Origin of the sequence: Salmonella sp. SAL04213 (assembly GCF_046550535.1) — a bacterium.
Taxonomy (GTDB): domain Bacteria; phylum Pseudomonadota; class Gammaproteobacteria; order Enterobacterales; family Enterobacteriaceae; genus Salmonella; species Salmonella enterica.
In genome coordinates, this window is record NZ_JBGDXS010000015.1 from 1 (window position 1) to 14,117 (window position 14,117).

General features: G+C 55.8%; 11 protein-coding genes and 1 pseudogene. 10 read left to right on the forward strand and 2 right to left on the reverse strand.

Annotated features, from left to right (window positions below):
- Nucleotides 1–77: 77 nt before the first annotated feature.
- Nucleotides 78–1,517 (forward strand): annotated as a pseudogene (locus ACLJPQ_RS21425) (autotransporter outer membrane beta-barrel domain-containing protein); the annotation flags it as partial.
- A gap of 706 nt (nt 1,518–2,223) precedes the next feature.
- Entirely contained in the window at nt 2,224–4,014 is a 1,791-nt protein-coding gene (locus ACLJPQ_RS21430) for a vWA domain-containing protein (protein WP_080185193.1), read from the forward strand.
- A 40-nt stretch (nt 4,015–4,054) separates the two neighbouring features.
- Here the strand turns inward: ACLJPQ_RS21430 and ACLJPQ_RS21435 are convergent, their stop codons facing one another.
- Both ACLJPQ_RS21435 and rbn read right to left on the reverse strand, forming a co-directional pair.
- Complete coding sequence (locus tag ACLJPQ_RS21435; RefSeq protein ID WP_000368560.1) at nt 4,055–5,056, reverse strand: chemotaxis protein; 1,002 nt, start codon at nt 5,054–5,056, stop codon at nt 4,055–4,057.
- Between the two features lie 65 nt (nt 5,057–5,121).
- On the reverse strand, nt 5,122–6,039 hold the full coding sequence (gene rbn / locus ACLJPQ_RS21440) for a ribonuclease BN (protein ID WP_000419093.1): 918 nt from the start codon (nt 6,037–6,039) through the stop codon (nt 5,122–5,124).
- Nucleotides 6,040–6,099: 60 nt separating this feature from the next.
- On the opposite strand from rbn, the gene ACLJPQ_RS21445 reads away from it, so the two are divergent.
- The 8 genes from ACLJPQ_RS21445 (at nt 6,100) to menE (ending at nt 14,025) form a co-directional block, all read left to right on the forward strand.
- Nucleotides 6,100–6,561: a GNAT family N-acetyltransferase gene (locus tag ACLJPQ_RS21445; protein ID WP_000568155.1), complete on the forward strand. Its 462-nt coding sequence runs from the start codon at nt 6,100–6,102 to the stop codon at nt 6,559–6,561.
- A gap of 54 nt (nt 6,562–6,615) precedes the next feature.
- Nucleotides 6,616–6,921, forward strand: a complete 306-nt coding sequence (gene elaB / locus ACLJPQ_RS21450) for a stress response protein ElaB (protein ID WP_001522308.1) — start codon at nt 6,616–6,618, stop codon at nt 6,919–6,921.
- 99 nt (nt 6,922–7,020) lie between these two features.
- Nucleotides 7,021–8,316, forward strand: coding sequence for an isochorismate synthase MenF (menF, locus tag ACLJPQ_RS21455; protein ID WP_076726926.1), 1,296 nt, complete (start codon nt 7,021–7,023; stop codon nt 8,314–8,316).
- A gap of 85 nt (nt 8,317–8,401) precedes the next feature.
- A complete protein-coding gene (gene menD, locus ACLJPQ_RS21460) occupies nt 8,402–10,072 on the forward strand; it encodes a 2-succinyl-5-enolpyruvyl-6-hydroxy-3-cyclohexene-1-carboxylic-acid synthase (RefSeq protein ID WP_080185194.1) in 1,671 nt (556 codons plus the stop codon).
- Entirely contained in the window at nt 10,069–10,827 is a 759-nt protein-coding gene (gene menH, locus ACLJPQ_RS21465; protein WP_000979141.1) for a 2-succinyl-6-hydroxy-2,4-cyclohexadiene-1-carboxylate synthase, read from the forward strand. Before menD ends, menH begins: the two co-directional genes overlap by 4 nt.
- A gap of 14 nt (nt 10,828–10,841) precedes the next feature.
- Complete coding sequence (menB, locus tag ACLJPQ_RS21470) at nt 10,842–11,699, forward strand: 1,4-dihydroxy-2-naphthoyl-CoA synthase (protein WP_000640013.1); 858 nt, start codon at nt 10,842–10,844, stop codon at nt 11,697–11,699.
- Nucleotides 11,699–12,661: an o-succinylbenzoate synthase gene (gene menC, locus ACLJPQ_RS21475; RefSeq protein ID WP_080185195.1), complete on the forward strand. Its 963-nt coding sequence runs from the start codon at nt 11,699–11,701 to the stop codon at nt 12,659–12,661. The genes menB and menC overlap by 1 nt, the downstream gene beginning before the upstream one ends.
- The gene (gene menE, locus ACLJPQ_RS21480) at nt 12,658–14,025 is read left to right on the forward strand and encodes an o-succinylbenzoate--CoA ligase (protein WP_000144666.1); all 1,368 of its coding nucleotides are present in this window, start codon (nt 12,658–12,660) and stop codon (nt 14,023–14,025) included. The genes menC and menE overlap by 4 nt, the downstream gene beginning before the upstream one ends.
- Nucleotides 14,026–14,117: the final 92 nt, after the last annotated feature.

Genomic DNA, 14,117 nt, shown 5'->3' on the forward strand with positions numbered 1-14,117 from the left:
AGCTGATAGAAACAGAAGCCACTGGAGCACCTCAAAAACACCATCATACACTAAATCAGTAAGTTGGCAGCATCACCGGTCATCTCTATCTCAATACCCAACTGGGCGATGACAGCTCGCCCACCGATAAACTGATCGTCACCGGCGACACCGCCGGCAGCACCACGCTGCATATCACCAACGTCAATGGCCTGGGCGCACAAACAGTTAACGGTATTGAAGTTATTGAGGTGGGCGGTCAGTCCGACGGTGATTTTAGGCTCTACAAAGGGCATGTTGATATTAACGCCTGGACCTATACGCTGAAACAAGACGGCGGCGACTGGTACTTGCGCTCCGAGTCTGATGACGTGCCGGACGACGGCGGTGATGTTATCCCGCCGGACGACGGCGGCGATGTCACTCCGCCGGACGATGGCGGCGATATCACCCCGCCGGACGACGGCGGCGATATCACCCCGCCTGACGATGGCGGCGATGTCACTCCGCCAGACGATGGCGGCGATATCACTCCGCCTGATGATAGTGGCGATATCACTCCACCTGACGGCGGCGACGTCACGCCCGTGGCGCCGCAGTACCGCGCCGACATTGGCGTTTATCTCGGCAACCAGTGGATGGCGCGCAACCTGCAAATGCAGACCCTCTACGACCGGGAAGGCAGCCAGTACCGTTCCGCCGACGGCAGCGTCTGGATGCGTTTTAAGGCCGGTAAAGCCGAATCGCTGGCGGTTAACGGCAATGTAGATATCGACAGCGACTACTCGCAGTTCCAGCTCGGCGGCGACATCCTGACCTGGAGCGACGGCGCGCAGAGCGTCACCGTTGGCCTGATGGGCAGCTACATCAACGCTAACACCGACAGCACCGGCAACCGGGGGGCGGACGGCAGCCAGTTCTCCGCCAACGGTAGCGTGGACGGCTACAATCTCGGCCTCTACGCCACCTGGTTTGCCGATGCGCAAAGTCATCGCGGGGCTTACATCGACAGTTGGTATCAGTACGGCGTTTACAACAACAGCGTGGATAACGACGGACTCAGCGCCAGCCGTTACGACTCCGCCGCGCACGCTGTCTCGCTGGAAACGGGTTATCGTTATGATATTGCGTTAAGCAACCGCAACACGGTCAGCCTGACACCGCAGGCGCAGGTCACCTGGCAGCGCTACAGCGCCGACACGGTTATTGACGATGGCGGTACCCGCATCAGCGGCCAGAACGATGATAGCTGGACGACGCGCTTAGGCGTGCGTGTGGACGGTAAACTGTACAAAGAGAGCGGCAGGATCCAGCCGTTTATGGAGGTCAACTGGCTGCACGCCAGCGACAATGCCTCGGCTACCTTTGGCGACACGAAGGTATCGCAGGATTTGCCGAACGACCGCGTGGAAGTGAAAGTGGGGATTCAGGCAAACGTCAGCGAACGGCTAAGCGTCTACGCCCAGGCCGCCGGTCAGAAGGGAAAGAACGACTACGGCGACGCCAGCTTTAGCCTGAACATGCGCTATAACTGGTAAGTTGCACACCAGGCATAGTACAACATTTATGCCGGATGGCGGCTACGCCTTATCCGGCCTATAGGGTTATCAATATGTGATAATTCGTAGGCCTGATAAGCGAAGCGCCATCAGGCGTAGGTTGGGTGGAGCGCAACGCAACATTCGGTATCCGGTTCCGCAAGCAGGCAGTGGAACAACTCTCCCAACTGTTTTCGTGACCCGTTTCCCGGATAAATGTTTATTCATCGACTTCAATGGGAAAAATTTGATCTGAAGCGTATTTCTGTCAGCGTTTTTCAGGGCGTCCGATCGCGCTCAGTCCATAATTTCGTGTGACGGCGGCATATAATCTCTTTCCATCAATAACGTGAGTGTCGGCACGGCTTAATGGATTGCTGTTTGGTGGGTTGTAAAAGGAAGTATCGGCGAGGGTACAGTGCAGATAGTCCCCCATCTTATATATTCACTTTTGGTAAATCGGTCATCTGTAAATAGTGTTCTTCACGCAGAATCTGTGGGTCGAACGCCAGCAACTGATTAAGCCGTTCATCTTAAACGTAAATATTATTTGCCTCAAAAATATAATTATCTTTTTTATTATGGGTGGTTATTAACGCAGATAATACCATTTTCTACTTTCGTCATGCTGATAATAAAAGTAAAGCGGAATATAATGCAGGACATCTGCAGAGAATTACCCGAATATAATTGAAAAGGAATTTGTATGCTTAATGGAAAAACATTAATGCTGTTGTTGGGTGGGGTTGTTCTCTCGGGCTGTGGGCCGGAGCCCTCCGACCCGCAGGGAAATAATCCGGCTGAGTTAAAACAGGAGCAGGCTATCCAGAAAGAAAATAGCGCTCAGGCCGGGGATGACACTGTCCAGAAAAGACAAGCCGAGGCCGCCCAACAGGCTGCGAAAAAAGCAGCCGAATATAAAGCGAATGCTGAAGCCAAAGCCCTGGCAGATGCCAAAGCGGCATCTCTGACAACAGCTGAAGCACCGCAATATGAAATGCGGACACGTGCCGCGGCATCAAAAGCGTTCGCTGCACAAGGCGGTAATGTAATGGGGACCGCGCGTTACGAACACTACGATGAAAATCCGATTAAACAGGTAAGTCAGGCGCCGCTCGCCACGTTTAGTCTGGATGTAGACACTGGCAGCTACGCTAACGTGCGGCGCTTTCTGAATCAGGGACAACTGCCGCCGCCGGAAGCCGTGCGGGTAGAAGAGATGCTCAACTATTTTCCCGCGCCTCAGCCCGTTGCGGATAAGCAGGATAACACGAAACCCATTGCGGCCTGTATACCGATGCCATTTGCGGTTAAATACGAACTGGCTCCCTCGCCGTGGAACGCGCAGCGTACGCTATTAAAAGTTGATGTTCAGGCCCGGGACATGCAGACCAGAGATCTACCACCTGCCAACCTGGTTTTTCTCATTGATACTTCCGGCTCTATGCAGCCAGCGGAACGCCTGCCGTTGATCCGGTCGGCGCTAAAACTGTTGGTGAACGATCTGCGTGCGCAGGATAACATCACGATTGTGACCTACGCGGGCGGCACTCACGTCGCGCTGGCGTCTACAGCGGGAAATAACACAACCGCGATTAAAGCGGCAATTGATAATCTGGATGCTTACGGGAGTACCGGTGGTGAAGCGGGATTACGACTAGCCTACGAGCAGGCCGAAAAAGGGTTTATCAAAGGCGGCGTTAACCGCATTTTGTTGACCACCGACGGTGATTTTAACCTCGGTATTACCGATCCCAAAGACATCGAAGCGCTGGTAAAAAAAGAGCGCGAGAAAGGTATTACCTTATCTACGCTGGGCGTCGGCGATGACAATTTCAACGAAGCCATGATGGTGAGAATTGCTGATGTGGGTAACGGCAATTACAGCTACATCGACTCCCTCTCTGAGGCGCAAAAAGTCCTCAAGGATGAGATGCATCAAACGCTGGTCACCGTTGCCAAAGATGTAAAATCGCAAATCGAATTTAATCCGCAGTGGGTGACTGAGTACCGGCAGATTGGTTATGAAAAACGCCAACTGCGCGACGAGGATTTCAATAACGATAAGGTTGATGCCGGTGATATCGGCGCGGGTAAACACGTCACGCTATTCTTTGAACTGACGCTTAACGGGCAGAAAGCCTCGGTGGATAAACTGCGCTACGCTCAGGACAAAGCCGCCTCAAAGCCAACAAAATCAAGCGAGCTGGCGTGGATCAAATTGCGCTGGAAAGCGCCGCAGGGCAGCGAAAGTACATTAGCCGAGTTCCCGGTCGTTATGGGAAAGATGCCGATCTTTGCTGACGCCTCTGAAGATTTTCGTTTCCGCGCGGCGGTAGCGGCTTTCGGGCAAAAACTGCGTGGCTCAGAAACGCTGGCAGATACGAGCTGGCCGCAAATTATTAAATGGGGTGAACAGGCGCGCGGGGAAGATAAACAAGGCTATCGCGCGGAGTTTATTAAACTGGTAAAACTGGCGGAAGGCTTGTCTCACTAAGCGTCAGGGGATGCCTGTACTGTAGGCATCCCCTGTTACGTCAGGCGCTTTTGCGGCTGATCAGTGGTCCCTGGCTGTTTGTTGCTGCGCGCTCCAGCACTTCCTGAATGACCGAAGAGAGTTCGTTAATCTCAAACTTGGCCACGTAGCCGTCGGCCTGCACTTTACGTATATGATCTTCGTTGGCGCTGCCGGAAAGGGAAGAGTGAATAACGACCGGGATCTTTTTCAGCCGTTCATCGGTTTTAATTTTACGCGTTAACGTAAAGCCATCCATCTCCGGCATCTCAAGATCTGTCAGGACCAGCGCGATTTTCTCGCTAATTGGCTTACCTTCGGCCTCCGCTTCCTGCGCCAGTTGCTGGATTCTCTCCCATGCATCCTTGCCGGTCACATGCATCTGATGCGGAATTCCCATCGCGTTCAGCCCTTTTTCCAGCATCGCGCGGGCGACTTTGGAGTCTTCCGCCACAATGGCTACCGCGCCAGGGGTAATATAAAATTTATTGGTCTTCAGATTGGTGGCGCGCAGATCGTGGCTGGAGGGGACAATATCATAAAGAATCTGCTCAACGTCGAGCACCAGCGCCAGGTTGTTGGTTTCTTTGTTGTCATCCAGGCAGGCAATACTGGTGATGTAGCGACCGTTGACGGCTTTCTCGGCGGTATGCACCTGTTGCCAGTCAAGACGCATAATATTTTCCACCGACTCGACGGCAAATGCCTGTACGCTGCGCGCATATTCGGTGATCAGCAAAATATTCAGCCCGGTTTCCGGCTTGCAGCCCGCTACCGCTGGTAAATCAATTACCGGAATGACCTGATCCCGAATATTGACCATGCCCAATAGCGGCGCTTTCATGCCTGCCGGGCGCGTAAAGGCGGGCATTGGTACGATTTCGCGCAGCTTAAATACATTGATGCCGAACAGCTCTGACTTCTGTTCATGCAGCGATGTACCAAGACGGAATAACAGCAGTTCAAAACGGTTGGACAGGGTTAAATTGGCCCTGTCATCAATATCTTTCTGAAAATTGTCCATCCTAACCTCATTATGAAAGCCTGCCTTTTTTAGTGTTATCGGCAATGAGGACAAAAAATGGAGCGCTAAACCGGGAAAACAGAAAAATCGTAAGCCAGCTCCGTCGCCGGGAAAATAGCGCGGCATTCCGCCAGTAAGCGCTGACAGCCTTTATCGTCATAGCGTGAGCTAATATGGGTCATGATCAGCCGACCGACGGCAGCTTCCCGCGCCAGCGTCGCGGTTTGACGGGTGGAGCTGTGTCCGCGAGCGTTGGCTTTCTCCTCCATTGACGCATCCAGCGTGGTTTCATGGACCATCACATCCACGCCTTGCGCCAGCGCGAGGGCGGCCTCGCAGGGCGCGGTATCGCCGAAAATCGCCACTGATTTCCCGGCCACGGCGGGAGCAAGGTAGTCGGCGCCATTGATCTGCCTTCCATCGGCAAGCGTGACGGTTTTTCCTGCCTTCAACGCCTGAAACAGCGGGCCGGGCGTAACGCCTGCGGCTTTTAACGCCCTGGCATTCAGCGCGCCAGGCTTGTCATGTTCAACAACACGATATCCGTAGCACTCCAGTGGATGCTCCAGCCTGAACGCGGTCACTTTACGCAGACCGTCGTCAAGAATATCGCCTGCGCTAATTTCTTCAATTTGCAACGGAAAATCGGTCCATGAACCGCTAAGGCGCAGTGTGGTTGCAATAAACTCACGCACGCCTTGAGGCCCGTATACGGTTAGCGGATGGGGATTCCCCGCCATCGACCGGCTGCATAGCAGACCCGGCAGGCCAAACAGATGATCGCCGTGAAGATGGCTGATAAAAATGCGCTCAAGCTTACCGGGATGAAACGCGGTATTAAGCATTTGATGCTGTGTCCCTTCGCCGCAATCAAAAAGCCATACTCCCGGCTGCGTTGGATGTTGCAGATGTAATAAAATTGCCGTTACATTGCGTGAGCGCGTGGGAACGCCTGCGGACGTACCTAAAAAAATTAATTCCATCTTGTCCATACACGTTTGGTTATCGTTTAACCCAAGATTACCACAACACAGGAGCGCATCATGATTGACTGGCAGGATCTCCACCATAGCGAACTTACCGTTCCTCAACTTTACGCGTTACTCAAATTGCGCTGCGCAGTCTTTGTGGTAGAACAGCGCTGTCCTTACCTGGATGTGGATGGCGATGATTTAGTCGGCGACAATCGGCATATTCTGGGCTGGCATCAGGATGAGCTGGTGGCGTATGCGAGGATTCTGAAAAGCGATAACGAATCAGACCCGGTTGTCATTGGCCGGGTGATCGTCAGCGATGCCTGGCGAGGGGCGAAACTGGGCCAGCAATTAATGGCGAAAACGCTGGAATCTTGTGGGCGGCACTGGCCGGATAAGCCGCTATATCTGGGGGCGCAGGCGCATCTGCAACCTTTTTATGCGCGGTTTGGTTTTATTCCCGTCACCGATGTTTATGACGAAGACGGCATTCCGCACCGGGGAATGGCGCGGGAGGTTCATCAGGCATAAACCGAAACCGTTGACTATAGTTAGGAGCAGGTGTTAACACAACGGAGAATGAGAATGTCATATCAATTTGGTGAATCACGTGTTGATGATGATCTGACTTTGCTCAGCGAAACGCTGGAAGAGGTTTTACGTTCCTCAGGCGATCCCGCCGATCAAAAATACATTGAGCTGAAAGCCCGCGCGGAACAAGCGCTGGAAGAGGTGAAAAACCGCGTAAGCCATGCGTCGGATAGCTATTATTACCGGGCAAAGCAGGCCGTTTATAAAGCGGATGACTACGTTCATGAAAAACCCTGGCAGGGTATTGGCGTAGGCGCGGCGGTAGGACTGGTACTTGGACTGCTGCTGGCGCGGCGCTAAATCCCCCACTGAACAGAATTGCAACCCTCCCTAAATGAGGTACTGCTTTTTTAGGGCAGTACCCCGTATAATGTGGGGTTTTTAACAGGGAGGGTCCGCGTGCATTCTATTACTACTGCGCTGGAAAATCTGACGCGTCAGCTATCGCAAGAGATACCGGCGACGCCAGGGCTTTGCGTTTTCGATGCGCCTTTCCCTTTAAACGATGCCTTCGATGCATTGAGCTGGCTGGCCAGCCAGTCATCCTTTCCGCAATTCTACTGGCAACAGCGCAATGGCGACGAAGAAGCTGCCGTTCTCGGGGCAATCACCGTTTTTTCATCGCTCGATCTGGCGCAACGGTTTTTACGTCAGCACGCGCAGCCTGATCTGCGTATTTGGGGGCTGAATGCGTTCGAGCCGAAAGAGGGCTACTTATTGCTGCCGCGGCTGGAGTGGCGACGTAGCGGGGGTACGGCGACCTTACGCTTACATCTGCACAGTGACGTTTCGCTACGCGATGATGCGCGCCAGGCGAAAGCGTTTCTCGCTTCTCTGGTCGGCATTAAGCCTGTTCCGGCGCTGCGCCTTTCGCTCACGAGCGAACAACACTGGCCGGACAAAGACGGTTGGGTGAAGCTGATTCAGCAGGCCACCCACACCATTGCGCAAGAGGCGTTTGATAAAGTTGTGCTGGCGCGGGCCACCGACTTACAATTCTCCCGTCCGGTCAATGCCGCCGCGATGATGGCGTCCAGTCGTCGTTTAAATCTCAACTGCTACCACTTTTTTATGGCTTTTTCCGCCGATACCGCCTTTCTGGGATCATCGCCGGAGCGGCTCTGGCGGCGGCGTGAAACGGCGCTGCGTACCGAAGCGCTGGCCGGGACGGTGGCGAACCATCCGGATAACCATAAAGCCTGGCAGCTTGGCGAATGGTTAATGAAAGACGATAAAAACCAGCGAGAAAATATGCTGGTTGTCGAAGACATCTGCCAGCGACTGCAAAACTGCACCCACTCGCTGGATGTGCTGCCGCCGCAGGTGCTCAGACTGCGCAAGGTACAGCATTTGCGCCGCTGTATCTGGACGGCGCTTAATCAGGCGGACGACACGCTCTGCCTGCACCAGTTACAGCCTACCGCAGCGGTCGCCGGGATCCCTCGTGAACCCGCGCGTTATTTTATAGAACAACATGAGCCGTTCGAACGTGAATGGTATGCCGGGTCGGCAGGCTATCTCTCCACGCGGCAAAGTGAGTTTTGCGTGACGTTACGTTCAGCCAAAGTGACGGCCAATGTGGTGCGATTGTATGCCGGCGCGGGAATCGTCCGCGGCTCCGATCCGGAACAGGAATGGCAGGAAATAGATAATAAAGCGGCCGGGTTACGTACCTTATTGCAGATGGATGCGTAATGAGTCACATATTCCCGACCCATATCAATAATCCATTTTTGCAGCTCTTTATACTTAGTCCCAATGATTGATACCGGACAAACTCATGTCAGTAAGTGCATTTAACCGGCGCTGGGCGGCGGTCATCCTGGAAGCCTTAACCCGTCATGGCGTCAGGCATGTTTGTATCGCCCCTGGTTCCCGTTCCACGCCGCTCACGTTGGCGGCGGCAGAGAATCCTGCTTTTATTCACCATACGCACTTTGATGAGCGTGGGCTTGGTCATCTGGCGTTAGGGCTGGCGAAAGTCAGCCAACAGCCGGTTGCCGTTATTGTCACTTCAGGTACCGCCGTGGCGAACCTCTATCCGGCGCTGATTGAGGCGGGTCTGACGGGCGAGAAGCTCATTTTACTTACCGCCGATCGCCCGCCGGAGCTGATTGACTGCGGCGCCAACCAGGCGATCCGTCAGGCGGGGATGTTTGCCTCGCACCCCTCCCAAACTCTGTCGTTGCCGCGTCCCACGCAGGATATTCCGGCGCGCTGGCTGGTGTCGACCATCGACAATGCGCTCGCCATGCTTCATGCGGGCGCGCTGCACATTAACTGTCCTTTTGCCGAACCGCTGTATGGCGATATGAATGACACCGGTCTGGTCTGGCAGCAGCGCCTCGGCGACTGGTGGCAGGATGAAAAACCCTGGCTGCGCGAAGCGCGTCGACTGGAAAGCGACAAACAGCGCGACTGGTTCTTCTGGCGACAAAAACGCGGCGTCGTTGTCGCCGGGCGTATGAGCGCGGAAGAAGGCAAAAAAGTGGCGCAGTGGGCGCAAACTCTGGGATGGCCATTAATTGGCGACGTATTGTCGCAAACCGGGCAGCCGCTGCCGTGCGCCGACCTGTGGCTCGGCAACGCCAAAGCGGTGACCGAACTGCAGCAGGCGCAGATTGTCGTCCAGCTTGGCAGTAGCCTTACCGGAAAACGCTTACTGCAATGGCAGGCAACCTGCGAGCCGGAAGAGTACTGGGTAATCGACAATATTGAAGGTCGTCTGGACCCGGCGCACCATTGTGGACGCAGACTGGTAGCGAAAATCGCCGACTGGCTGGAGATGCATCCGGCGGAAAAACGTAAACCGTGGTGTGTAGAGATCCCGCGTCTGGCGGAACTGGCGTGGCAACGGGTGGTCGCGCAGCGAGACACCTTTGGCGAAGCGCAGCTGGCGCACCGTATCCGCGACTATCTGCCGGAGCAGGGGCAATTGTTCGTGGGCAATAGTCTGGTGGTGCGTCTGATCGACGCGCTGTCGCAGTTGCCGGCTGGCTATCCGGTATACAGCAATCGCGGGGCGAGCGGCATTGACGGCCTGCTTTCCACGGCGGCGGGCGTGCAGCGCGCCAGCGCCAAATCGACGTTGGCTATCGTCGGCGATTTATCCGCGCTGTACGATCTTAACGCGCTGGCGTTACTACGTCAGGTATCCGCGCCGTTTGTGTTGATTGTGGTCAACAATAACGGCGGGCAGATCTTTTCCCTGCTGCCGACGCCGCAAAGTAAGCGTGAGCGCTTTTATTTGATGCCGCAAAACGTCCATTTTGACCATGCGGCTGCCATGTTTAACCTACGCTATCATCGCCCGGAAAACTGGGAAGAACTTGAATCTGCGCTGGCTGGCGCGTGGCGAACCCCGGCGACAACGGTGATTGAGCTGGTGGTAAACGATACGGATGGCGCGCAGACGCTGCAGCAACTTTTGGCTCAGGTAAGCCATCTATGATGTTGCACGCGCAGCACATGCCCGGACAGCCTGGGGCGCCCTCGCTGGTTTTCCTGCACGGTTTTTCTGGCGATTGCCGTGAATGGCAGCCGGTTGGCGAACAGTTTCACGGCTGTTCGCGGCTTTATATTGACTTACCGGGACATGGCGGATCTGCGGCTATTCCGGTCGGCAGATTTGCCGATGTCATCAGATTGCTGCGCGCTACGTTAATTAGTTACAACATACTAAAGTTTTGGTTGGTGGGATACTCTCTTGGCGGCCGGGTGGCGATGATGGCAGCCTGCCAGGGAATACCAGGCCTGTGCGGCCTGGTGGTTGAAGGCGGTCATCCGGGGCTGCAAAATGAACAGGCGCGCGCTGAAAGACGATTGTCCGACGGGCGCTGGGCAGAGCGTTTTCGTCGTGAACCCCTGACTGAGGTTTTTCACGACTGGTATCAGCAGCCGGTGTTCGCCTCGCTGACGGCGCAGCAAAGGCAGGCGCTGACGGCGCTGCGTAGCCAGAATAACGGCGAAACGCTGGCTGCGATGCTGGAGGCGACATCGCTTGCCGCCCAGCCGGATTTACGCGAGGCGCTCAACGCGCTGGCATTTCCGTTTTATTATTTATGTGGCGAACGCGACAGCAAATTCCGCGCCCTGGCGCAGGAAGTGGCGGCGACATGCCATGTCATTCGTAACGCCGGACACAACGCGCATCGGGAAAACCCCGCTGGCGTGGTAGACAGTCTGGCTCAGATTCTGCGTCTCTGACTAAAGGACACACTATGATCTATCCTGATGAAACAATGCTTTACGCACCGGTAGAATGGCACGACTGCTCGGAGGGTTACACCGATATTCGTTATGAAAAATCCACCGACGGTATTGCAAAAATCACCATTAATCGTCCGCAGGTGCGCAATGCATTTCGTCCGTTGACCGTCAAAGAGATGATTCAGGCGCTGGCGGATGCCCGTTACGACGACAACGTGGGCGTGATTATTCTGACCGGCGAAGGCGATAAAGCGTTTTGCGCGGGCGGCGACCAGAAGGTGCGCGGCGATTACGGCGGTTATCAGGATGACTCCGGCGTGCATCACCTGAACGTGCTGGATTTCCAGCGCCAGATTCGTACCTGTCCAAAACCGGTTGTCGCGATGGTCGCGGGTTACTCCATCGGCGGTGGGCATGTGCTGCACATGATGTGCGACCTGACCATCGCGGCGGAAAACGCCATCTTCGGCCAGACCGGTCCGAAAGTCGGCTCCTTTGACGGCGGCTGGGGCGCTTCGTATATGGCGCGTATCGTTGGTCAGAAGAAAGCGCGTGAAATCTGGTTCCTGTGCCGCCAGTACGATGCGCAACAGGCGCTGGATATGGGGCTGGTTAACACCGTCGTTCCGCTGGCGGATCTGGAAAAAGAGACCGTGCGCTGGTGCCGCGAAATGTTGCAAAACAGTCCGATGGCGCTGCGTTGCCTGAAAGCGGCGCTGAATGCCGATTGTGACGGTCAGGCCGGGCTGCAGGAGCTGGCCGGCAACGCTACCATGCTGTTCTACATGACCGAAGAAGGGCAGGAAGGCCGTAACGCCTTTAACCAGAAGCGTCAGCCTGACTTCAGCAAATTCAAACGGAACCCATAATGCGTAGCGCGCAGGTATACCGCTGGCAGATCCCCATGGACGCGGGGGTGGTTCTGCGCGACAGGCGGTTAAAAACTCGCGACGGGCTGTATGTTTGTCTGCGTGACGGCGAGCGTGAGGGATGGGGAGAGATCTCTCCGCTGCCGGGGTTCAGTCAGGAAACGTGGGAAGAGGCGCAGACGGCGCTACTAACATGGGTGAACGACTGGCTTCAGGGGAGCGAGGGATTACCCGAGATGCCTTCGGTCGCGTTTGGCGCAAGCTGCGCGCTGGCGGAACTGACAGGCGTATTGCCGGAGGCGGCGGACTATCGCGCTGCGCCGTTATGCACTGGCGATCCTGACGATTTGGTGCTGCGGCTTGCCGATATGCCCGGCGAGAAAATCGCTAAGGTCAAAGTGGGTCTTTATGAAGCGGTACGCGACGGCATGGTGGTTAATTTGCTGCTGGAGGCGATCCCGGATCTGCATCTGCGTCTGGATGCGAATCGCGCCTGGACGCCGCTAAAAGCCCAACAGTTCGCAAAGTATGTTAATCCGGACTACCGCGCTCGTATCGCCTTTCTCGAAGAACCGTGTAAGACGCGGGATGATTCCCGCGCCTTTACCCGTGAAACCGGCATCGCGATTGCCTGGGACGAAAGTCTGCGCGAAGCGGATTTCACCTTTGAAGCCGAAGAGGGCGTCAGGGCTGTGGTTATCAAACCTACGCTGACCGGATCGCTTGATAAAGTGCGTGAGCAAGTCGCTGCCGCCCATGCGTTGGGACTGACGGCGGTCATCAGCTCTTCGATCGAGTCCAGCCTCGGCCTGACGCAACTGGCGCGGATTGCCGCCTGGTTGACGCCGGGAACGCTGCCCGGACTGGATACCTTGCATCTGATGCAGGCGCAACAGATTCGCCCCTGGCCCGGTAGCGCGTTGCCTTGTCTGAAGCGTGATGAGCTGGAACGACTGTTATGACATTCACGGACTGGCCGTGGCGCCACTGGCGTCAGGTTCGCAGTCAGGCGCCCGCTCTGCGCCTGAACGATGAAGTGCTAAGCTGGCGCGCCCTCTGTGAGCGTATTGATGCGCTGGCGGGCGGGTTTGCCGCGCAGGGCGTACGGGAGGGCGACGGTGTCCTGCTGCGCGCCGGGAATCAGCCGCGCACTCTGTTGGCATGGCTTGCGTTGATGCAGTGCGGCGCGCGGGTTCTGCCCGTCAACCCGCAGTTGCCCCAGACGTTGCTGGAGGCGCTGGTGCCGAAGTTAACGCTGCGTTTTGCGCTGACACTGGAAGGCGAAAATGCGTTTTCCGGATTAACCGCGTTGCAGATACAAAAGAGCACAGCGGCGTATGCTGTGGACTGGCAACCGCAGCGTCTGGTTTCCATGACGCTGACATCGGGTTCCACAGGATTGCCAAAAGCGGCCGTACATACGTGCCAGGCGCATCTTGCCAGCGCGCAGGGGGTGCTTTCGCTAATGCCGTTTGGCCCGCAGGATGACTGGCTGCTATCGCTGCCGCTGTTTCATGTATCCGGGCAGGGTATTATGTGGCGTTGGCTCTTCGCCGGGGCGCGCATGACGGTACGCGATAAGCAACCGCTGGAGCAGATGCTGGCAGGGTGTACTCATGCTTCGCTGGTGCCGACGCAGCTATGGCGGTTGCTGGCGAATCGGGCGGCGGTGACGCTGAAAGCCGTTTTGCTCGGCGGCGCGGTGATTCCGGTTGAACTCACCGACCAGGCCAGCAAACAAGGGATTCGCTGCTGGTGCGGGTATGGGCTCACGGAGTTCGCGTCTACGGTATGCGCCAAAGAGGCCGATGGTTCGGATGATGTTGGCGCGCCGCTTCCCGGCAGAGAGATCAGAATCGTCGATAATGAAGTCTGGCTGCGCGCCGCCAGTATGGCGGAAGGTTACTGGCGTGATGGCAAACTGATCCCGCTGGTTAATGACGAAGGCTGGTTTGCCACGCGCGATCGCGGCGAGCTGAACCACGGCAGGCTAACCATCGCCGGGCGGCTGGACAACCTGTTCTTTAGCGGCGGCGAAGGCATTCAGCCGGAGGAAGTCGAACGCGTTATTAACGCGCATCCGCTGGTGCAACAAGCCTTTGTCGTGCCGGTAGAAGATAAAGAGTTTGGCCATCGTCCCGTTGCGGTTGTGGAGTATGCATCGCAGGCCGGAGACGTGAACCTCGCTGAATGGGTTCGCGATAAGCTGGCGCGTTTTCAACAGCCGGTTCGCTGGTTGACGCTGCCGTCAGAACTGAAAAACGGAGGGATTAAAATATCTCGCCGTGCGCTCCAGCAGTGGGTGTGTAAGATCTGTAAAAATTAATGTTAGGTTAATATACAACCATTCCATCGCTATTGCCGTTTTGTTTATCCGTTGATGTGTAACGTGTTATGAACAATCAGCGTGAAACGGGG